This window comes from Microcoleus sp. S1D4 (assembly GCF_036700765.1).
Lineage (GTDB): Bacteria > Cyanobacteriota > Cyanobacteriia > Cyanobacteriales > Microcoleaceae > Microcoleus.
This window is the reverse complement of record NZ_JAUBPP010000013.1, coordinates 1-22,053: the sequence shown is the minus strand read 5'-3', so window position 1 is coordinate 22,053 and position 22,053 is coordinate 1. Positions and strand designations below refer to the sequence as shown.

At 44.9% G+C, this 22,053-nt stretch carries 15 protein-coding genes, 1 other RNA gene and 2 pseudogenes; 10 read left to right on the top strand and 8 right to left on the bottom strand.

The annotated features are described in order from the left end of the window. Window positions 1-10 precede the first annotated feature (10 nt). The 5 genes from QT998_RS15170 (at window position 11) to QT998_RS15150 (ending at window position 8,566) form a co-directional block, all read left to right on the top strand. Window positions 11-4,243: a PAS domain S-box protein gene (locus QT998_RS15170; protein ID WP_333118254.1), complete on the top strand. Its 4,233-nt coding sequence runs from the start codon at window positions 11-13 to the stop codon at window positions 4,241-4,243. 271 nt (window positions 4,244-4,514) lie between these two features. Then, window positions 4,515-5,687, top strand: coding sequence for a magnesium/cobalt transporter CorA (gene corA / locus QT998_RS15165; RefSeq protein WP_333118253.1), 1,173 nt, complete (start codon window positions 4,515-4,517; stop codon window positions 5,685-5,687). A 55-nt stretch (window positions 5,688-5,742) separates the two neighbouring features. Beyond that, window positions 5,743-6,169: RNase P RNA component class A (gene rnpB, locus QT998_RS15160), an RNA gene on the top strand. A 261-nt stretch (window positions 6,170-6,430) separates the two neighbouring features. Then, entirely contained in the window at window positions 6,431-7,141 is a 711-nt protein-coding gene (gene rnc / locus QT998_RS15155; protein WP_194066959.1) for a ribonuclease III, read from the top strand. A 345-nt stretch (window positions 7,142-7,486) separates the two neighbouring features. Beyond that, complete coding sequence (locus QT998_RS15150) at window positions 7,487-8,566, top strand: Gfo/Idh/MocA family protein (protein WP_333118252.1); 1,080 nt, start codon at window positions 7,487-7,489, stop codon at window positions 8,564-8,566. Between the two features lie 114 nt (window positions 8,567-8,680). Here QT998_RS15150 and QT998_RS15145 read toward each other — a convergent pair whose 3' ends face one another. Next, entirely contained in the window at window positions 8,681-10,732 is a 2,052-nt protein-coding gene (locus tag QT998_RS15145) for a sensor histidine kinase (protein WP_333118251.1), read from the bottom strand. A gap of 392 nt (window positions 10,733-11,124) precedes the next feature. Here QT998_RS15145 and QT998_RS15140 point away from each other — a divergent pair, with 392 nt between their 5' ends. From QT998_RS15140 to QT998_RS15125, 4 genes are all read left to right on the top strand, one after another. Beyond that, window positions 11,125-11,421 (top strand): hypothetical protein, encoded by a 297-nt coding sequence (locus QT998_RS15140; RefSeq protein ID WP_333118250.1) that lies wholly within the window; start codon window positions 11,125-11,127, stop codon window positions 11,419-11,421. A gap of 3 nt (window positions 11,422-11,424) precedes the next feature. Beyond that, a complete protein-coding gene (locus QT998_RS15135; protein ID WP_333093322.1) occupies window positions 11,425-12,078 on the top strand; it encodes a class I SAM-dependent methyltransferase in 654 nt (217 codons plus the stop codon). A gap of 590 nt (window positions 12,079-12,668) precedes the next feature. Beyond that, window positions 12,669-12,926, top strand: coding sequence for a DUF2811 domain-containing protein (locus QT998_RS15130; RefSeq protein ID WP_194012004.1), 258 nt, complete (start codon window positions 12,669-12,671; stop codon window positions 12,924-12,926). A 124-nt stretch (window positions 12,927-13,050) separates the two neighbouring features. Then, window positions 13,051-13,260, top strand: coding sequence for a hypothetical protein (locus QT998_RS15125; RefSeq protein WP_333093321.1), 210 nt, complete (start codon window positions 13,051-13,053; stop codon window positions 13,258-13,260). A gap of 118 nt (window positions 13,261-13,378) precedes the next feature. Here QT998_RS15125 and QT998_RS15120 read toward each other — a convergent pair whose 3' ends face one another. The 5 genes from QT998_RS15120 to QT998_RS15100 all read right to left on the bottom strand — a co-directional run bounded on the left by QT998_RS15120 (window position 13,379) and on the right by QT998_RS15100 (window position 18,560). Further along, on the bottom strand, window positions 13,379-14,071 hold the full coding sequence (locus QT998_RS15120; protein ID WP_333093320.1) for a response regulator transcription factor: 693 nt from the start codon (window positions 14,069-14,071) through the stop codon (window positions 13,379-13,381). Between the two features lie 105 nt (window positions 14,072-14,176). Then, window positions 14,177-16,369 (bottom strand): tetratricopeptide repeat protein, encoded by a 2,193-nt coding sequence (locus QT998_RS15115; protein ID WP_333118249.1) that lies wholly within the window; start codon window positions 16,367-16,369, stop codon window positions 14,177-14,179. A gap of 429 nt (window positions 16,370-16,798) precedes the next feature. Continuing rightward, window positions 16,799-16,966, bottom strand: coding sequence for a photosystem II assembly protein Psb34 (gene psb34, locus QT998_RS15110; RefSeq protein WP_015177107.1), 168 nt, complete (start codon window positions 16,964-16,966; stop codon window positions 16,799-16,801). A 69-nt stretch (window positions 16,967-17,035) separates the two neighbouring features. Next, on the bottom strand, window positions 17,036-18,067 hold the full coding sequence (locus QT998_RS15105) for a thiazole synthase (RefSeq protein ID WP_333093318.1): 1,032 nt from the start codon (window positions 18,065-18,067) through the stop codon (window positions 17,036-17,038). After that, window positions 18,042-18,560 (bottom strand): hypothetical protein, encoded by a 519-nt coding sequence (locus QT998_RS15100; RefSeq protein WP_333093317.1) that lies wholly within the window; start codon window positions 18,558-18,560, stop codon window positions 18,042-18,044. The genes QT998_RS15105 and QT998_RS15100 overlap by 26 nt, the downstream gene beginning before the upstream one ends. Window positions 18,561-18,601: 41 nt before the next feature. Between QT998_RS15100 and QT998_RS15095 the strand changes: the two genes are divergently transcribed. After that, window positions 18,602-19,303: a Crp/Fnr family transcriptional regulator gene (locus QT998_RS15095; RefSeq protein ID WP_333093316.1), complete on the top strand. Its 702-nt coding sequence runs from the start codon at window positions 18,602-18,604 to the stop codon at window positions 19,301-19,303. Window positions 19,304-19,382: 79 nt separating this feature from the next. Here the strand turns inward: QT998_RS15095 and QT998_RS15090 are convergent. Together QT998_RS15090 and QT998_RS15085 are read right to left on the bottom strand one after the other, a co-directional pair. Next, a pseudogene (locus QT998_RS15090) lies at window positions 19,383-21,032 on the bottom strand (IS1182 family transposase); the annotation flags it as partial. 67 nt (window positions 21,033-21,099) lie between these two features. Further along, window positions 21,100-21,823 (bottom strand): annotated as a pseudogene (locus tag QT998_RS15085) (IS1 family transposase). Window positions 21,824-22,053: the final 230 nt, after the last annotated feature.

Here is a 22,053-nt window from a genome sequence, read left to right as displayed (position 1 = left end):
CAAAATACCCATGCAGGAAGTTATCAACTCGTTACAGTCTTTTTTCTCTAACTCTGTTGATGCTTTCCTAGAGTGCGATCGACAGCAAAACTACCTATACATCAATCCCGTTGCTGCTGCTTGGATGGGATTGGAGCCTGCTGAAATAGTCAACAAAACTAACCAAGAATTATTGCAATTATATCCCAATAATTCTGCTCTCAAAAACATAATCTCGCAGATTGATTCCTGCCTGCAACAAGTATTTATCACAGGGGAAAAAAAGCTGGCCATTCACGAGGTGAGGGCGGCAGACGGCGGAATTAAAATTTACGAAACGGCTTACACGCCAGCGGTGGATGCCTCTAGCAACCAGATGCGGGTTTTGGGTGTCGGTAGGGATATCACCAGGCACTACCGCTGGCAGCAAGAGAAAACTCAGCAGTTGCGCCGATCGAATCATTTACTGTGGTTGAATGCAGCTAACAGTCCCCTGGCAATGGTAGGCTGGGATGAAAATTTTCGGATCGTTCAGTGGTCGAAACGCGCCCAAGAAATCTTTGGCTGGACATCGGATGATATGCTGGGCAAGCAATTTGGCGATTTGGATTTGGTTTGCGAGGAAGATCGAGAGGCTGTAAGTGCGATCGAACTAGAACTAGCCTCTGGGAATGGCAATATTTCCATCAATCAAAATAAAACTAAAAGCGGACAAGTTATTTGGTGTCGCTGGTTCAACTCAATTATTCGCAGCGGCGACTCTTTTACCGTACTTTCTTTGGTGGAAGACATCACAGATCGCAAACGGTTGGAAGCAGAAAAAGCCCAAGCTTCTCGCCTCACAGCAATGGTAGCCGATGTCGGTATTGCCCTCACCAAACACCCTCAAGATATCCTGCTTCCTTGCTGCGACGCAATGGTGCGAAATATTGATGTCGCCTCCGCTGAAATTTGGACTTTAAACTCTCAATCCAATATTTGGGAGTTGCAAGCAGCCTCTGGAATCTACAGCCGCACAGGCGATCGGGCTAGCTTTATTGCAAGTAAGGTTAACTCGATCGCCCAACAGCAAAAACCGCAATTTGACTGCGGATTTGAACTGAAGAATTTTGGACTTCCAGAAGAAAAATCCGAAGCAACAGGGTTATTCAGTTCCGAATTAGCAATTATGAACAGCCGCCAAAATCCGGCAAATTGCCAAATTCCCCAGCAGATTTTTACCTTCGCCGGCTACCCCTTAATAGTCGAAGAAAGGCTGGTGGGAGTCATGGTAATTATCAGTTTCAAGCCGCTGACAGCACCATTTCAAGAAACTTTAGCATCCGTTGCCGATGTCATAGCTTTAGGCATCGAACGCAAGCGCGCAGAAGCTGAATTAAAATCCGCTAAAGGGTTCCTCAATTCCGTAGTAGAAAATCTGCCCGTGGGAGTTTTTGCTAAAGATGCTTCTTCGCTAAAATTTGTGCTGTGGAATAAGGCCGGGGAAGCGATCGCAGGTGTTACCTCTCAAGAGGCGATCGGCAAAAATGACTACGATATTTATCCCAAAGAACAAGCTGATGTTTTTGCGGCTCAAGATAGGGAAATATTGACAGCTCATCGCAACCAATCTACGGTTAAAGAAATAGCCGAAGAGCCGATCCAAACTCGCCACAAAGGTATGAGAATACTGCACACCCGCAAAGTGCCAATTCTCGACGCTCAGGGGCATCCTCAGTACGTGTTGGGTATTACAGAAGATATTACTGAACGCAGGCAGGTAGACGAAAGCGTGCGCCTCTATGACCAAATAGTGGAGAATATGCAGATTGGTTTGTACGTCTATCATTTGGAAGATATAGAGGATGATAGTACATTAAGGGCGATCGCCTCCAATCCCGCTGCTACCAGGTTTACGGGGTTAGAAATGGCCGACGTTTTGGGCATGACAATTGACGAAATTTTTCCTCATTTGCGATCGAAAAATATTCCCCAAGCATTTGCTTCGGTAATTATCGGCCAAAAAGCCGTAGAAGTTGAAGATATTGACTGCGATGAATCCGGCAAAATAACTCGCGCTTTTTCTATTAAAGCTTTTCCATTACCTAACAACTGCGTCGGCGTTGCTTTTGAAAATATTACAACTCGCAAGTGCCTCGAATTAGAACTACAAATAGCTTTAACACAAACTGAACGTTCCGAAGAACTGCTTCGCACAGTAATAGACACAACCAGTGACTGGATTTTTGCCAAAAACAAAGAATTTCGCTATATCTTAGCCAACAAAAGTTTAGCTCAATCTATCGGCAAAACAGTCGAAGAAATTATTGGAAAATCCGATTTAGATTTAGGATTTTCAGAAGAGCTAGTATTTGGGAATTCCGCACAAAATATCCGAGGATTCCGCACAGACGACTCTGCTGCACTAGCTGGCGAAATCATCCACAATCCCTGCGATGCGGCAACTGTTGCTGATGGTTCAGTACATATTTTAGACACCCAAAAAGTCCCTCTGCGCGACGCAGAAGGTAATATATTTGCAGTTCTAGGTTTCACTCACGACATTACAGAACGCTATGAATCGGAAGCAGCTTTGCGTAGAAGTGAATCAAGATTTCGATCTTTAGTAGCTAATATTCCCGGAGTTGTTTATCGCTGGGAATGCGATTTTTCTACAAGTTTTATTAGCGATGCCGTTTACTTGCTTTCGGGCTACCCGGCTGCGGATTTTCTTTTGCCTTTGGAGATGGGAAGCCGGACTTTTGCTAGTATTATTTACCCGGAAGATTTGGCAAAAGTAGAAGCAACAATTTGGCAATCAATAGAAAGCAAACAGTCTTATAATTTGGAATACCGCTTGTTAGCAGCAGATGGCACCGTTAAATGGGTGTGGGATAAAGGTTCTCCCGTGTTCGACGCAGATGGGAGCGTTTTCTGTTTGGACGGGGTGATTTTGGATATTAGCGATCGCTATTACGCCCAAGAAGCATTGCGCCAAAAAACTTCCGAGTTAGAAGCTGTTTTTCTGGCCCTGCCCGATTTGTATTTCCGCCTCAATACTGACGGCATTATTTTGGATTACTTATCAGGAAATTCAGCGGATTTGTACCTAAATTCTGAGTATTTTATGGGCAAACGAATGGCAGATATATTGCCGGCTACCGTCGCCAGCCAGTTCAATCTGGCAATGCTTGAGGTTTCCGAAAACGGAACACCGGTTGATCTAGAGTATTCCCTACCCATGCCGGCAGGAGAAGAAACTTATGAAGCTAGATTGCTACCTCTTAACTCCAATCAGGCGATCGTTATTGCTCGCAATATTACTAAGCGCAAACAAGCCGAATCTCAATTAAAAGATAAAAATACCCAATTAGAGCAAACATTGAAACAATTAGGAAAAACTCAAGCTCAACTAATTCATGCGGAAAAAATGTCTAGTTTGGGACAGCTAGTCGCGGGAATTGCTCACGAAATTAATAATCCTGTCAGTTTTATTTACGGTAATATTATTCACGCGAGCCTGTATGCGAATAATTTGCTACAATTGTGTAGTTTGTATCAAGAACATTACCCGGAACCTGTTGCTGCGATCGCGAATTTGGCTGAAGAAATAGAAATCGAATTTATGAAAGAGGATTTTCCGCCCCTGCTGACTTCTATTCAAACTGGAGCCGATCGCATTCGTGAAATTGTTCTGTCTTTACGCAACTTTGCCCGCCTGGAAGAATCCGATATTAAGCGTGTTGATATTCACGAAGGAATTGACAGCGCGCTATTAATTTTGCAACACAAATTTAAAGAAAATGGTAGAAATCGCCCGATTGAAATAATTAAAGAATATGGGACGCTGCCACAAGTAGAATGCTACGCCGGACAGTTAAATCAAGTGTTTATGAATATATTAAGTAATGCCATTGATGCTTTGGCAAGTGTGAGAAATAGAAAGTGGGAATTGCCTAGTCCAACGGATGTCCAACGGCAAAATTCTACGAATTTACCTTTGGATTGTGACGCATTACCTTTGATTCGGATTCGCACGGAGGTTTTGGAGAACAATTGGGTGGCGATCGCCATTTCAGATAACGGCGCGGGAATGGCAGAGTCTGTAAAATCTCGGATATTTGACCCGTTTTTTACGAATAAACCAGTAGGTAAAGGTACTGGTTTGGGATTGTCTATCTCTTATCAGATTGTGGTGGAAAGACACAGGGGCGCGCTGCGCTGCATTTCGGCGCCTGGTGAGGGAACTGAATTTGCGATCGAGATTCCCATGCGGCAAAGATAATACGATTTTAGATTTTAGATTTTAGAATTGGGAATTGGTGATTGAATAGTCGTAGGGTGTGTCGTTATACAAAATCCCTAAAAAATATCGACAATTGAGCGATCGACGCACCCGAAAAACTGGGTCATTGTCAATAAACACAACTTTTAACGATACATCTTACGAATACTCCAAATACTGTTGCATGAAATTTCAGAAATGCTATGAATTATTAGTTATACTGAAAAAAATGATAGCCTAATTAAAAACACTAAAAGTTGGGGATATTCACATGGCATACAAAGGCATAAAAAATACTTCGAGTGTATTTCAAAAACCCATTAAAGATGATGATGATGATTCCTACGTTGATTATTTTTATGACCATCCGGGGGCGCTGCCGGGGACTCTAGACTTAGAACCGGATGCGCCGCCTCCAGACATTGTATTAATTGACTATTGCGAAACCAAAGCTACTCGCCCCAAAAAATTGTTAAATCCTCAAGAAGCTGCTGCCTATTTAGATACAAAATCTGTTTCTTGGGTTGATATGTTGGGATTGGGCAACAAAGAAACTTGGCGACAAATGAGCGATGTTTTTAATTTGCACGTAATGGCTCAGGAAGATGTAGTAAATATTCCCCAACGCCCGAAAGTTGTAGACTATGAAGAACACCTTTTAATTATTGCCTGGATGGTGATGATTAAGCCTAATTCAGATAATTTTCATAAAGAACAAGTTAGTTTCATTTTGGGCAAACATTACCTGCTAAGTGTTCAGGAAGAACCGGACTATGATTGTTTCGATCCGGTGCGCGAGCGAATTCGCAAAGGACAAGGAGCTATTCGCAAGCACGGAGCAGATTATCTTGCTTATACTCTGTTGGATTCGATTATAGATGGATTTTTCCCCGTATTAGAACTTTACGGAGAGCGGATTGAAGAATTAGAGGATGAAGTGGTGGTGAACCCCAATCGCCAAACCCTGGAAAAAATCTATAAAATTCGGCGAGAATTGCTGACGCTGCGCCGCGCCATTTGGCCGCAGCGGGATGCAATTAATGTTTTGATTCGAGATAGCAGCGATTTGATTACTCCAGAGGTGCGAATTTACTTGCGTGACTGTTACGATCACACGGTGCAGGTGATGGATATGGTGGAAACCTATCGAGAGTTATCGTCGGGTTTGATGGATGTTTATCTGTCTTCGGTTGGCAATAAGATGAATGAAATCATGAAATTGCTAACGGTGATTTCGAGTATTTTTATTCCGTTAACTTTTGTGGCGGGAGTATACGGGATGAATTTCAATACAGAAAAATCGCCTTTGAATATGCCGGAACTGAACTGGTATTTTGGCTATCCGCTTTGTTGGGCGTTGATGGTGGCGATCGCGTCTAGTTTAGTTTACTTCTTTTGGCGGCGCGGCTGGTTTGAAAATTTTTCTACTATTAAAGATGACTGAAATCTAAAATCCTCAATTGATTGACGAACGATCGCGTACAATAAGTCTGGGGAAAAAAGTAGGCGCAGGCGGTTGCGGATTGGCGAAAGCTGGTCTGAGGAAAGTCCGGGCTCCCGAAAAACCAAACTTGCTGGGTAACGCCCAGTGCGAGCGATCGTGAGGATAGTGCCACAGAAAGATACCGCCCCCCGATTTGAGATTAGAGATTAGAGATTGCATCAAAAATCGATGGTCAAAAATTGCAAGTTGTTAGGGGGTAAGGGTGCAAAGGTGCGGTAAGAGCGCACCAGCAGCATCGAGAGGTGCTGGCTAGGTAAACCCCGGTTGGGAGCAAGGTCGGAGGGACTATGGTTGGTTTTTTACCAGTTCCGTTTTTTGGTACCGCTTGAGGCGTTTGGTAACAAACGTCCCAGATAGATAACTGCCATCGAAAAGTGCTTGCATTTGAGAGAACAGAACCCGGCTTATGTCCGACTTTTTTCCCTCCAAAAATCCCAGAGTGGGAGAGTAGGAAAATTTTTATATATTATTTTTAGAATCAAGTGAGATATAGCAATTCGATCGCGTTATGAGGTATGCGGGCTGCTTCCTGTGCCCGCGAGGCTGATGCGCGACAGATAGCCTCATGTTACCGAGACTCGGCTATAGATTTCCAATTCCCAATTCCCAATTCCCAATTCCCCATTGCCAATTCCCAATTCCCAATTCCCTGTTTGCCCAATTCCCTGTTTGCCCAATTCGCTATGAATATGCTTTATCCTGGTCGCCAAAAGCAACTTGAAACATTAATTGAAAAGTTGGGACTGTCGAAGGATGCTTCGATCAAATGGCATCTCGTCGATTTAGCTTTGACTCATGCGAGTGCGTCTGCTAAGGCAAATTACGAGCAGCTAGAGTTTGTCGGTGATGCTGTGGTGCGACTGGCTGCGTCTGAATTGTTATTTGAGATTTATCCTGACTGTACGGTGGGGGAATTTGCGGCTATTCGATCGATCTTGGTGAGCGATCGCATTTTGGCTAAAATCGCTGAAAGTTACGGGTTCGATCGCTATTTAATTGTTTCCAGCAGCGCCGCCGCCGACAAAACAGGTGCTGTTCCCAGACTGGCCGATTCTTTGGAAGCCTTACTCGCCGCGCTTTATTTGAGCGCCCAGACGTTAGAATTAATTCGCCCTTGGTTAGACGGTCACTTTCAACGCCTAGCGGCGGAAATTCGCAGCGATCCGGCCAGACAAAATTACAAAGCTGCTCTTCAAGAGTTGACTCAAGGCAAATATAAAACTTTACCCAAGTATACCGTGGAAGAAACCGGAACTGTCCAGGGCGGCGAGGATCGTTTTACGGCCAAAGTTAGCATTCAGGGAGAGTTGGTAGCAGAGGGAAAAGGTCGATCGATCAAAGCAGCAGAACAAGCTGCGGCTCGCTCCGCTTTCAATAAATTAGTCAGTTGTTAGTTGTTAGTTGATAGTTGATAGGGGCGGTGGATGGTGCGTGCCCGCCCTCTTAGTGGTTAGTAGTTAGTTGTTAGTTGTCATACCAAATCAGGGTTTTGGATACCTTTTATGAACCAGTCGGCGTAGGCTGACTTTGTTTGTATAGACGCGGTTTCAACCGCCGAATCATCAAGGGATATGTTACCCAAATTTAGTAGTCAGTAGTCAGCAGTCAGTAGTCCTTAGTCAGCAGTCATTAGTTAGTAGTTAGTATTCATTGGGCAGTGGAAGTTTTACTATTAAATAACACCAAATAAATGAGAAATTATGCTATAATTGCTGTGCGATTTTTAAAATTTATTATTAATGAAAATCGGAATAGCTGTATTGGGTGCGGGCCGCTGGGGAGTTAATCTCATTCGCAACTTTATCGAACATCCCAACAGTCAAGTTTTAGCGGTGGTAGATCCGAATCTAGATTCATTGATGGCTGTCCAAAAACAGTTTAATTTTAATGAGTCCGTGATTCTAGCTACCGATTGGTCGCAAGTGCAAGAATTGCCGGGACTGGATGCTGTGGCGATCGCCACTCCAGCTTCCACACACTACACCCTCGCAGCCACAGCCTTGCAAAAAGGCTACCACGTCTTAGTAGAAAAACCCCTCGCCATCAATCTCAGTGAAGCAATAAAACTGTGCCAATTAGCCGAAAAACAGCAGCGGCAACTCTTCGTTGACCACACTTATCTGTTTCATCCAGCAGTCGATCGCGGCCAAAGAATAATTCAACAGCATCAACTCGGAAAATTGCGCTACGGTTACGCTCAGCGTACTCATTATGAACCAGTGCGGCACGATGTTGATGCCCTTTGGGATTTGGCCATTCACGATATTGCTATTTTCAACACTTGGCTCCAACAAACTCCTATTCAAGTCACAGCAACGGGCACTGTATTTCCGAAGTCACAAGTCACAAGTCAGAGGGAAGAAGCAATAAATCCTTCAGAAAAACTAGCAGATTTAGTTTGGGTAACGCTCACCTATCCTGACGGATTTCAAGCACTTATTCACCTGTGCTGGCTGAATCCCGACAAACAGCGGCGCTTAAGCGTTGTTGGTAGTTTGGGAACCTTGATTTTTGATGAAATGTCACCGGAAAGTATGCTGATGTTGCAGCACGCTAGTTCAAATCGGCGGGGGGAAGAGCATAATGTTTGCGAAAGTGCGATCGCCCCAGGGCCCACTACTAAGATCCAAAGTCGCGAAATATTAAGTTTAGAACAAGTAGAACCGCTGCGGCGAGTGTGCGATCGCTTCCTCACCTCCGTGCAAACAAATACGCCTTGTCCTACCTCTTCCGGCGATGCTTCCGTCGAATTAATCCGCATTCTCAGCGCTTTGAGCAAATCTTTGGAACTCGGCGGACAGCCCCTGATACCATTTTAGATTTTAGATTCTTCGATTTCCTAAGCAAACAAGCTTTAGATGAAAGAGGCTGAGCCTCGTAACGAGCAGTTGAATTGTCATTCCTCATAGTATTCACCCGAAATGATATACCTCCTAATTTTTTAAATTTCCATTTTCTGTTACCAAATCCTGGCTGTTAAAATAAAAACTTGACTGATGGTTTACAGGCAAAGAAATCATCACCGAAGTACCTTGATCCACACCCGCGCTCTGCAGAGTAATGCGGCCGATCATAGATTCCATTATTCTTCGGGAAATAGCCAAACCCAAACCATTTCCGCCAAACTTGCGAGTTGTGGAACCATCAGCCATCACAAAAGGCTGAAACAATTTTTGCTGCTGTTCGGGATCTATACCAATTCCAGTATCTTTAATTGTCACCACTACCCAATCGTTTTTACTGCTACTATTACCGATCGCACTTTCCGGTACACTACCGTTAAAACCACCTGAATGATTACTCGATTCTAACCGCACAGATATAGTAATACTGCCCGACTCGGTAAACTTAACAGCATTGCTCAAAACGTGTATAAACACCTGTTTTAGCTTCTCTGGATCGGCATGAACAATAATCGGATCGTGAGGTTCTGGCAAGCTTAAATTCAAACCTTTTTCTTTAATTAGAAGTGCTTGCAAATCAATTGCATCTTCAAGTACCTGAGTAATATCAACTACTTCTAACATCAGGGAGAACGTGCCGGATTCTATTTTAGCAATGTCTAAAATATCATTAATAATATTCAGCAATTGCATTGACGAGTCGTGGGCGCGCTGCAAAAACTCCATTTCTTCATCTCGGTCATCGCAGTAGCCGTCTCGCACAATTTGAATAAAACCAATAATCCCGTTGAGCGGCGTTCTCAGTTCGTGAGAAATATTGCCCAAAAATTCGTTTTTTAACTGATTGGCAACTTGCGCTTCCTTGGTTGCGACTGCCGATTCTCTGGCCGATTCTCTCAGGCTCTCCACCATACTGTTGAGTGCTTCTGATAGTTGATTGAATTCCCGAATTTGGAAATTTTGGGGCACTGCCTGCGGCGCTTCTGTATCCACTGTCAGCGCGTAGTCTCTCAGTTGTTCCAAGGGACGCGCCAAGTCGCGAGACAGGTATAAAGTCGCGACGATGCTAGCCGCAACTAAACCGATGATTAAGTTAAATAAAACTTGCTGAATTTCTTCTAAGCCTGAGAGAGCGTAATCTAAGCGAGAGACAGCTAAAATAATCCATTTAGTGTTCTCTTTTTTACTTAAAGGGCTGGGGATGGCAGCGTATCCTGCTAGCAATTCTACGCCATTTCTTTCAAAGGAAAATAGGTGGAGAAAAGCTTGTCCGCCGGCGATCGCCCTTCTGACAATACTTTTTAGTCGATCGGCATCTGCCTCCGCGGCAATATTGCGGCCGACGCGGTTGATATTCGGGTGCGCCAAAATTGTCCCGTCTTGGTTGATCGCCACCGTATAGCCGGCTAGAGAACCCTTGGGAGCGCTCGTTTGCACCGGCAGAGCCGACTGCAAACTCAAAGCATAACTCAACTTTCGGCTGTTGCCGCGACCAATGTAAACAGGAGCGCTCAACACCAAACTGACTCGGCTGTCGCGGGCTTCTTTACCCGTACCTGAAAAATCTTCCTCACCCAAAGTCATCTTGTCGCCGTTTGCTCTCGGCTTTTGTTGATTCGGCCACAACAGACTGATGTAAACGTTTTTGTCGTCCTGCAGCGTTTGCTGCAGCAGCACTCGCGGCCAAAAATTGGTAGGTAGCGCCTGAATCGGCTGTTGCCCGCAAGTGCTCGCCATCACTTGATTTGTCTGTAAATTAGTCAATTGCAAGCAATCAACCTGAACTGGCAACCGCTGCCCTAATTGCGCGATAAACTTTTGATAATCCTTTGGCTCTACAGACTGCAACATCGAATTTTCCGAAGCGCCGATTAGATTCGATTTCAGCGATTTCGCCCACTGTTCAATTGTTTCGGCTTTTCTGCCTGCACTTTCTGTCAAGTTTTGGCGAGCGGTTTCCAGAAGCGTCGAGCGTGCCTTGCGATAGGTAACATACTCCCCCACCAGTAGAACAGGCACGCTGAGCAACAAAATCCGCGACAGTAAAATACGGCGAAAGGAGGACTGACCTAGCTTAACCATAGGACATTTCTAAATTAAGGTGCGACGCTCAACAGCGCTCGTAGTGCAATAAGCCAGATTAAAAGTGCGAATCTGCCTAGGGCAATCTGCTGACGGGACAACACAGCTTCAGAACAACATTTAAACACAATTATAGAAGCCACTGTATTAATGTCGATACTAAGTGTGCCCACTTAAAGATGCTCAGCAATTTGTTTGGCAGATGCCTGTGATTTCAGTCACACTTCCCTGTTGAATTTTCCGATCGACTTGCACCCGATCGCCCAGGCAAAATTTTTCAGGCGAGAAAAAGCGCGATCGCTGACAGAGCGCTGTTGGTTGAAGGTAGAATCCCACGGATCTGCTCGCCAGGCCGAAGTTAATAGGCCAAAAGTTTTGTTTCCGGCTAGTGTATGGAGAGAATTCTGGATCGATCGTTCGCACTTTTTGTTTCCGAATGCCGTCTGGCGACGGGCTCCCGGAGCAGAGATGGGATCGGCCTCGAATCGGGGATTCGAGATTCTGCACCCTGTGAATTTTTTTTGGCACCTCCGATCGAGCCGGTGACAACAATTCGCCTGTCAAACAAAAAGAATGAGACGATCGAGTTGCCCATCGACTCTCACAACCAGCAGGTGGCGAACATTTACCCAAACAGTACACCCGCGCCCGGTAAATTTGCAGTCTCGGCAATAGTCTCCATAACTTAATCGATGAAAAAAAACTCTAGCAACTATACGTATTATTACACAAACAACCATCCCAGATATCATCACACTTATTTGATATCTCCCCTTCTAGAAATGCTGGCGACACTTCAGGAAGCCAGCCAGACAAAACTCCGAGTTTTGGATCTCGGCTGCGGCAATGGCAGCCTCAGTCACGTCATCGCACAGCACGGCTGCGAAGTTGTCGGCGTTGACTCTTCTGCACCCGGAATTGCCATCTCCAGTCAAAGTTTCCCCGAGTGTCAGTTTATCCAAGCCGATATTTACGAGCTTCCCGATACCAATATGCTGCACTCATTCGATATTGTCTTAGCCGTTGAAGTAATCGAACACTTACTTTATCCAAAAGAACTGGCAAAAAATGCCCAAAAATGCCTCAAACCCGGAGGAAGGCTAATTCTTTCCACACCCTATCACGGCTATTTAAAAAACCTAGCCTTAGCTGTGACAGGCAAACTAGACAAACATTTTACCGTACTTTGGGATAACGGTAACATTAAATTCTTTTCAGTAGAAACCCTCACCAAATTATTGACCAAGGAAGGATACACCAATATTCAATTTAAATTCGCAGGTCGGTGTCCCTATCTTTGGAAATCAATGTTGTGCTCTAGTAAAACATCAGAAAAACCTGAATAATTATAATTTTTTGTCGGTGAGTGGGAGAATTGGTGTTTTGCTATAAAACACGCAAGAGCTACCTCTAACCACAACAAGACAATGCTTTTTATCAAGCCCCAGATGCCCCCAAGGCCTTCGGGAAGAAAACACCAATGACCGATGACCCATGACCGATGACCGATGAATAATTAATCCCCTTTGCAATTCTTATTTTTTCCCAGACTTTTCCCTAAACATTCCACAGCGTTTCCACAGGCAAGTCCGAGGTTTTCCACAGATTTGAAAAAGTTTTCCACAGAAATTAACGGCACGGTCGGATCTTGCTGCGGAATTGGGGATTTTGTTAACCTGCCGCCAAATCCCTCAGAAAACTTCCCACACATAAAGATATGTAACAAAAAAAGCCCTGAAAGGCTTATTTATTGGTAAATATTTTTTTTACATAAAGGAGTTTGTAATATTTCGCAACATTGACAAACCCGCCTCCTGATACGCACAATGATGCGACCGACCTAAAAAAAAAGCGCTCTAATTTCGGCTGTGTCTGCACCTGTATCCAGCCGAAAGGGGGGTTCTATTTTCAATTTATTAGCGAGACTAAAAAAATGATGAACCCGACAGTCAGTATTTTTGCCGAAATTCCCGAAACGCTGCACGATTCTCTTAAAATTTATCTGGAAACTCACCCCGAATGGGATCTAGACAGAGTATTCTCGGCGTCTCTGTCGCTGTTTTTGTTGCAGAATGCCGATAGCGGTACACCGGAAGCTTCGCGCAGTTATCGCCAAGCTGCGAGAGTTTATCTCGAAACTCTGTTTCAGTCCCCTCAAGACTTGCACAGCAATAATGTAACTCCGTCTTCGTGAAGGAGAGAGGGCTCGATTCGGCTTGCTTCGGCTATGTTATTCGGATAAGTCGCTCGGAGGGTAAAGATGGGAAGATGGGGGTACGGGGAGACGGGGAGAGTTTAATCGACAACCTTCGAGAAAAATGCTTGAGAAATGCGGGACAGCTTACCGATTCCCGATTCCCGATTCCCGATTCCCGATTCTCGATTCGCTAATCTGCAAGGGTTTAAAATCTTTGCCGGGGCTGTATTTGTGCAGCAACTACCTTGGAGGCGTGGCTTTGGGAGATTGCGTCCGCAGGGGTTTTGAGCGGGCGCAAGAAGTGGGCGAGTATTTGCAGCAATCAGATTAGTTCGTGCGTGCGGAATGCGAGTCCGCACTACGAACCGTTTTTATAACGAGTAGATCGATCGAACACCAGCGGAATTAGAACTCGTGCACCCGCCCCTAGAGCTTTGTGCCGAATGTTGTTAGGTTGTGGGTTCAAACTTGTAACCCACCCGCCGGACAGTTTGAATCATCGAAATTTGATTGGTATCTGGCTCAATTTTGCGGCGAATTTGACCGATATGGACATCCACCACGCGCTCGGCTCCTACATATTCGTAGTGCCACACTTCTTGCAGCAATTCCGCTCGCCTCCACACGCGACCGGGTTTGCTGGCCAAACAGTACAGCAAGTCGAATTCTAAAGCAGTCAAAGCCACTATTTGATTGTTGAGAATCACTTCGCGGCGGACTGGATCTATTAGTAGCTCCCCAAAGGTAAGACTTTGTTGCTCAGTGACAGTAACTGTGCGTTTGCGCCTCAAAATTGCTTCAACGCGAGCTCCTATCTCCACAAGACTAAAAGGTTTAGTAATGTAGTCGTCAGCACCTTCGGCAAACCCTTTCATTTTGTCAGCTTCATCGTTTCGGGCAGTCAGCATCAACACAAACACGCCCGTCCGTCTTTGCATTTCTTGACACAGTTTGTAGCCAGTAGTATCGGGTAAATTTACATCTAGAACTACTAAGTCAGGATTGAGTTGCTCAAATAATTCCAGACCTGTCTGACCGTCCTCGCCAGATTCAACTTGATAACCTTGCTGGCTTAAAAAACGGTGAATTAAATTTCGGATTGCTGGGTCGTCATCAACCACAAGGATTTTTACAGGGGCCATGACCACAACTTTAATTGAAGAATTAGGTAAGAATATTCAGCCATAATAATAGAAAACTGGATACAAATCTAGAAAAAATTGAGCTTTTAAGAGTTATAGCCGTATTTATAACCTACGCAAAATTTCTGGCAATAAATCTCCGGGAACTTTGGATAAGGCTAAATTTTGGCCGGCAAGCCCACATTCGCTATAGAAAGCTCGAATCGTTTTAACAATATAGCTTAATGCTGTTTGCCGGCAATCATCAGCGGCTTGGGAATTGGCTGGGGGTTGCAGGTTGAGTTTATCTCCATATATTAACCCTTTGTCGTTAAGATGCTGTCCCCATTCGGCACACACTTGCAACAGGTGGTGCAGTGCTGCATCTAAATGGCTGGTTTGTGCGGCTTTGTTTAGGGCCAAATCTGGGGCTGTGGCTAGTTGATAGTGGGCTAGTCCGAGATTGTTGCGGGCGGCAAGAGTGTCAAAGGTGAGTTGGGCTCGATCGAGTTTTCGGGCGATATCCAAGGCGGCTTCGTAGGCGGTAATCGCCTGCTGCAATGAGTCGATGCGGGCTTGTTTCTGCTGGAACTGGTTCGCCAAATGCCAGTAAGCCGTAGCGAGATTGTTGTAGGTGGCGGCTGCGGCTGCTGGTACCAATTCTCGGGTGCGGTATTTCAAGGCTTCGCGGTAGGCCTCAATCGCCCTGACTAATAAAAGTTCTGAGGGTTCGTGCTGGGCGAGGTTCCAGCAGGCGGTACCGAGGTTGTTTTGCACTCCGGCATAGTTGAGGGGTTCTCGTTCTGGACTGTAGCAGGAGAGGGCTTGGGTGTAAGCTGCGATCGCGCTTTTGAGATAGACGATGGGTTCACCGTCTTGGGCTAAATGCCAGTATGCTGTCGCCAAATTATTCTGAGCCGCAGCGCACTGCTGGGGCTCCGTCGCGGGGTCTAGATCCAGCAGCGCTTGTTGGTAAGCTGCAACTGCTTGCTGCAAGTTCTGCGTCTTGTCTTGATAGCGGGCTAAATCTGCTAAGGCGATGCCCAAATTTTTGTTTAATCTGACACGGGTTTGAGGTGTGCTCTCGGCATCTGTGCGGTTCAAACCTTCAATGTAGAGGGCGATGCTGCGTTCGAGGCAGGATACCGGATCGGGGACTTCCACACCGTCGGTGCGATCGCGCGACAGCATCCAGTAAAAAGTGCCGAGATCGTTGATCAAATCGTCCATCGGCGGTAAGCTGTTGGACTCCTCGGCGTATTGAGTTAAATTTTGTGTCAATTGGGCGATCAGCCGCGCGCATTCCTCAGTTGGTGGTTGATTTTGCTGCGAGCCCGCGTCGAGTTCGAGGTATGCAATCACTTGCTCGATCGCGCGAATGGCGATTGTCAAGTTTTGTGGCGAAGACTCTCCGCCCAGAATCCGATCGCGGTAGTAATTCCCCAAACTGTGATAAGCCAAAGCCAAGGCTTCGGAACAGCACTGATGTTCTTGCAGCAATTCGATGTATTGCAAGGTTTGCAGCGGCAGAAAATTGTCCTCCGATGCGGCATCACCCTCTGCTTCCAACTCATCCTCCGAGGCCGTCGCTAGCACCAAATCCGCCAGTTCGACAGATTTAGCATCTGGCGCTGGGAATGATGCGGAATCGGGAATTGAGGATTGTTCGGACTCTGGCGATCTTAAAAGTTGGTCGCCGGAGTCTCCGTTGTCCCGCAAGTTGCCCAAGTTTTCGGAGTTCCCGAAGTCCTCGGAGCGGCCGAAGTCTTGCTTGGCTGGAGTCGGTTCGCCTTCAAACTCAAATACTCCGGTTCGCCACTGCCAAAATTCCGGGGCCGATTGCTCGATCGAACTCAGCCAGGGGCGCGACACCCACAGCAACAAAGTAGACTCGCACATTTGCAGGTGTGCTTCGATGTCCCTCAAATAGCTCAGGAACGACCACTGCACGGCTGCTGAATGCCTGGTCAGGTGTTCTGCCCCCAAAATTTGAAATCCCGGCAAAGGGCTGTAGATGCCCATATTTTGGGGCGGTGGGTGTTTGGTCAGCCACGCGGCTAGCGAGCCCCAAGGATTGGGATCGTTCAAGTCGAGTTCCAAACTGACAAATCGGGGATAGTCGATCGGGGAGCGAGGATTGGAGCCTGCGCTTTCTGCGGTTAATTCTGCCTGCAAGCGAGCTGCCAGACAGTCCCGCAAGCACAAGTCGTCGCAGGCGGCAATAAAAATTTGACGGCGTAAGTTGAGGTCGATCGCCTGTTTCAAGCGTTGGTATATCTGCTTGTTCGAGCTAGAAACTTTTTGGGAAGGAATAGACATCACGGTCAGCCGATTTTAGATTTTAGATTTTAGATTTTAGATTTTGGATTTTAGATTGTAGATTTTGGATTTTAGAGTTGAGAGTTAAAAACTCGATCGCTCATAACTCGCAACTAAGCCCCGAAGGCCGTCAATCGCACCGATGATGACCAAAGGATTGTAGATTTTCAATTGACAATTTTATGTTTGTGACGAACTCGTCTGATTAATTGCAACCCAAGTCCCTGAAGCCGACAGCAGAGAGTAAAAACCCAAATTTCTGTTTGTCTTATTTAGCTTTCGAGCTCGCTCGGTACGCTTCAGGATTGTCACAACTACCTGCTTTGTATTGAAACACAAAAACCATGTTGACCTTGGTTGGAAAACATGGTTTGCTGAAGAATTATTTTAAATTGTGATTTGAAGCAGCTTTGAGTGTCAGGGCAGTTTTCAGACTGAGGCCGCCACAAACACCAAACCGGCCACTAACATAGCTGCTGCAATACCCATGATGATGTAGTTGCGTTGCTGATTTTTGTTGGGAGGTACGGCTTCATACACCTTCGGCTCTTTAGCAAAGTTGTTCAGGCGTCCATCGTCATCTTTGATGTAAGGCATCAGTCACAATCCTTAATATTTTTGATGTTTACAACTGTACCAAAAAAGCGCCCTGGAAAATTAGGGAATTTATTTTGAGGTGACAGTACCTGTTTGGGGGGAAGAGGCGATCGCGTAATCTTTGACTGGCATTCTTCCTGCTAAGTAGGCGATCCGTCCGGCTTCTGCCGCCATTCCCATTGCTTTTGCCATTGCTGGAGAATTTTGGGCATTGGCGATCGCCGAATTAATCAGCAGTGCGTCAGCGCCCATTTCCATTGCTCTAGCAGCTTCGCTGGGGGTTCCGATCCCCGCATCCACTACCACAGGAACTTTTACCGTGTCAATAATGATTTGAATGTTGGCGGCATTATTGATCCCTTGCCCGGAACCGATGGGCGAAGCTAAAGGCATCACAGTCGCACAACCGACTTCTTCGAGGCGTTTTGCTAGTAGCGGATCGGCATTGATGTAAGGCAAAACGGCAAAACCTTCTTTGACTAATTTTTCTGCTGCTTCCAAAGTGCCGATCGGATCTGGCAGCAAATATTTAGCATCGGGAATCACTTCTAACTTGACAAAATTATTATCTTCCTGTCCCAAAAGCTTCGCCATTTCCCTGCCCAAACGAGCCACTCTAATCGCCTCATCTGCAGTTTGGCAACCAGCAGTATTGGGCAGCATCCAAATTTTAGTCCAATCCAGAGCCTCTGCCAATCCTTCATGACCGGGAGCATTTGTCTGCACCCGCCGCACGGCTACAGTCACAATTTCGCACCTGCTAGCATTGACACTTTGCTGCATTTCGGCAATGCTGCGATATTTTCCAGTCCCCGTCATCAATCGAGAATGAAAAGTTTTACCGGCAATCACCAGAGGTTTATCTAAAGATGGTGTTGCAGTATCTACTGGATAGCCAAAAATGCTGTACTCAAGTGCCTCTTCCCATTGTTCTCTGCCGCCCAGCATTGCTTCTAGCTGCCAACCTTCTTCAATAGTTAGATCGTCGTGGGTAACAGCAGATAAAATTTGCCCTAAACTAATTAATTTAGCATCTCGTGGCATATTATTATTCAATCCACGCGCTACGATTTCTTTAAATTCGCTGAAATGATCTTCCATTTTTCCACTCTTCCCTTGTGATGATTTGAATCTGTTCGCTTTTGAGGACAAAAATAATTTTTTGAATTTGCTTTGCGGTATCCCAAAACAGAGCTTGTTTGATGCCAGCGTTGATTTTCCAAACATCATAATTTTCTCGGTTGATGTGAAAAATAACGGTTGCTACACCTTGATTTTTGGCTCTACTAATGCCTTCTTGCACTCTGTCTCTGATATTTTGAGTCTGTTCTGTCAACTCCTTAAATTCGCAAATTTGACCGTCAATCTCAGCATCTGGCGTTCGGACACCCTCTGCTGATTGCTCGCTCAGCATTCTGACTCTATTGCCTATTTTAGCCAAAACTTCAGCAACAAATATTTCCGAATTATTAAGATTGTGTTGTTGGTGGATGAGGACAAATCCGCCAGCTATCTCATCAAAATAATATCGCTGATATTCGGGTTCTGCATTTTTGTAGATGGCTCTGCTAGCCTCGATATATTCTGAATTCACCGCTATGATACTCTAAATGGACTCCGGCTCAAGTTAAATGTATGAAAGCAACTGTCGAGCAACTGGTCGAAATTGGGATATTTGCCAGCTTAAACCGAACTGATTTAGAGCAATTGCAAGAACATACAGCAATTCGGACTTACCAACAGGGAGAAGTTGTGATGTATGAGGGCGATCGCATCCCGGAAAAATTATACACGCTTTTGAGCGGTTCTCTGCGGGTGACAAAAACAGCGGTGGCAGGCAAAGAAACTATTCTCCGCACTTTATTTCAGGGAGATATTTTTGCTGCACCTGCTTTGCTGGGTAACGGTATTGCGCCGGCAACGGTGACTGCTGAAACTGATGTGCAAGTTCTTACCACAGAACGGGAATTTTTGCTAGCAGCAATTCGGCAAAATCCTGAGATTGCTTTGCGAATATTGGCGGTTTTTAACCAGCGATTGCAGCAACTACACGAGACTGTGCACGGTTTGGTGTCGGAAAGGGCGATCGTGCGGCTGGCCCGATTCATTCATTACTTTAGCGTCGAGCAAGGTACGAAGATTGTAGATAATAGTGTATGTTTAAAAAAACGTTTGCCATACTATCAAATTGCTCGCAGCATTGGCATCACCTATGAAGAATGCGTGCGGTTGTTTAAGAAACTTAAGCCGTTTGTATCCTACAGTAGAGGCGGTAAAATTACTGTTTTGGATTGGCAGAAATTGGAGGATATTGCCTCTGGAGATGAAATAGATTAGACTCGGCGACTTAAGGAGACTGTTGGCGAATTAAAAAAGGGTGAAACCAAACATCCCACAATCGTGGAAAAAAACTATGATGAGGCAGAGGGAAAAAGAGCCGCAAAACGAGAGACACGAGTCTTACCAATCGGAATGTCGCGCCAAAATGCCCACATTCTTGACAGATTCATCGCAGCAGTCATAATATGTTGCAGACGAGTCTTGGCAAGACCCATGTAACGAGCCTCGCGCAAACCAAAAACACGAATTCCTTGAGACAGCGAACTTTCAACACCAGCCCGTAGGGCATAACGCTGCTTAAACTCCTGGGTATGTTGTCTAGCCCTACCCTGGGCTAAAGCTTCGTAAAGAGGTTGAGGTTTGAGAGTCAGAACACGAGCCTGTGCGGGCGAATGAGTACATTGAGAGCGAACAGGACAACCAGCACAATCAGGCCGACGAAAGCGCACTTGAATGACCGGATTGCCATAGTTATCCGAGCGTTGATGCCAGGATTTGCTAATGTGGCCTTGCGGACAAGTAGCATGGCGATGCTCCCAATCAACGGTAAAACAAGAAAGCTCAAAGCCCAGCTTAGCTTTTTGTTGCCAACTAGAGTCAGAGGGTACAGGGCCAAGGAGTTCAATACTAATTGTGTCTCACTGGTGAGCAAGTGTTGAGCATCAACATAAGCAGTATCGACAATATGTTCTTGTGGTAACAGGTGTTTATCAGCTAAAGCTTGATGAATCACCTGAGTCATTTCGACATCTCCAGTAGTTGCGGGTGTCGTTTCCACATTGGTAATTAAATGAGGTAAATCTCGATCGCAAGTTTCTGTAAGATGTACTGTATAACCAGTCCAATTAGTATCTCTTTTTGTCCGATGGCGAGCCTCAGTATAGTAAGGGGATGTAATTAACTGCTTGTGGGGCGGTAAATCATCGGCTTCTCGCCAATAAACTTTGCCTCCCGACCACCCATATTGCTGTATCCAGACACAGCGTAGAATTTCTACCGCTTTTAACTGACGCAACCATTCAGGACTCAAAGGGTCATACAAAGCTGACAATAAGTAATGACCATCATCGCCAATAGTTAATAGCAAGCTTTGTTTTTCTGTTTCAGATTTCGGCAAGCGATATTGCTCAAATCTCGTACCATAACGCTCAGACCAATCATGATTAACTACTGTTAATAACCATTCATCAGCAATAGTGGCTAACTGATTTAAGGCATGAGGTAAAGTTTCTCCAACGCATTCTAGGCGGTTCATTTTGCGAATGGCTCCGATGACATGAGTCGAGTCAGTTCTGGCTTTACCTCTGGCTTTGAGCCATCCTCTATCTTGAAAATGTGCTAGCATTTGATCGAGTAATTGACTTTCACGTCCTGCAGCAATTAACCGACTTCGACCTTCACTTAAAACTGAATAATCAAAACCACTATCAGTAATTTCTAATCCCAAAGCATATTTCCAATCTATACGACTTCTGACCGCTTCTGCCGCTTGTCGGTCAGTCAATCCCTCTGCAAATTGCATGACACTGATTAATGCTAATTGTCCAGGTGATAAAGCACTTTGACCGCAGTCAGCTCGAAACAAGGTAATAAAGTCAGCATCCAAATACAACACTCCTAATTCGTCACGCATTTTCATATATGGGTTTCCTTTGGGAAAGGAGGTTCGTGCTACGGAGGCGGTGATTTCTGGAATCGATGACCAGTCGCGGGGGTGAAGAGTCATAATAAATGATTTAATATGCTGCGTGATTACACAATCAGGTAGTGATAAATATGTAGTGATTAGATATTCATTGGCTCAAAACATAGTTGTAATGATGAATAAAATACCAAATAGCACCTATATGGTTTTCTAATTTTTTAGAAAATGAAATAGTCTTTCTTACGAGCCGAGAAACACGTTGGCGCAAAGTATTATTAAATCTTTCAATGTGATTAGTGTTTCCACTGTCTTTACCAACTGGCTGATGCCGTAGCGAAGGAAAAATACAAGCATAAGCCTGCCAAAAATCTGTATAGCAAACAGCACATTGTCGATATACAGGAGGTAGAGAATTCCATAATTGTTTGGCTCCTTCTTCGCTACGATCGCCAATATAAACACCAATAATTTCTCTGGTGTCTCTATCCATTGCGGCGCCACACCCATTGCTTATTTTCTTGGCAATCTACAAATGACCACAGTTCATCACATTCAACATTCAATCTGACTTTTTTTTAGGTTTAACCTTTACTGTGCGGTCGATTGAGGCATATTTATTATTTACGTAATCCTGTAACCATTTTTGAGAAACACCCGTGCTTCTAGCTATACCAGCCAAATAAATCTTCTCCAAAAGAAGTCGAACAATTAAATTTTTCGTTTCTGAGATAATTACTTTGTTTGTCGGATTTTCGACTTTCTTGGCGACCGCAACTTTGACATTTGTATTTGGGTTTTTTATTGTGAATTCTACCATTTTTAACTATGTGAGTTGAACCACAATTAGGGCAATTTGGTCGTAAGGATAGCATATTATATAACTAAATTAATCTGGGCATATATCAAAGATTCCAGCAATAATTTATTATAATAGCATAACTGTAACTCAATCTACATTCAAGCGCGTAAAGAAATACTAAAATCACTAAATTTGATTCTATGAGTTATAAAAGTATCCTATGTATCAATACTTCGGACAGTTTTGGAAGAGGGACGCGAGGCTCGCCTCGCTACAAAAGTTATTGGAATCTGAATCAAAAAT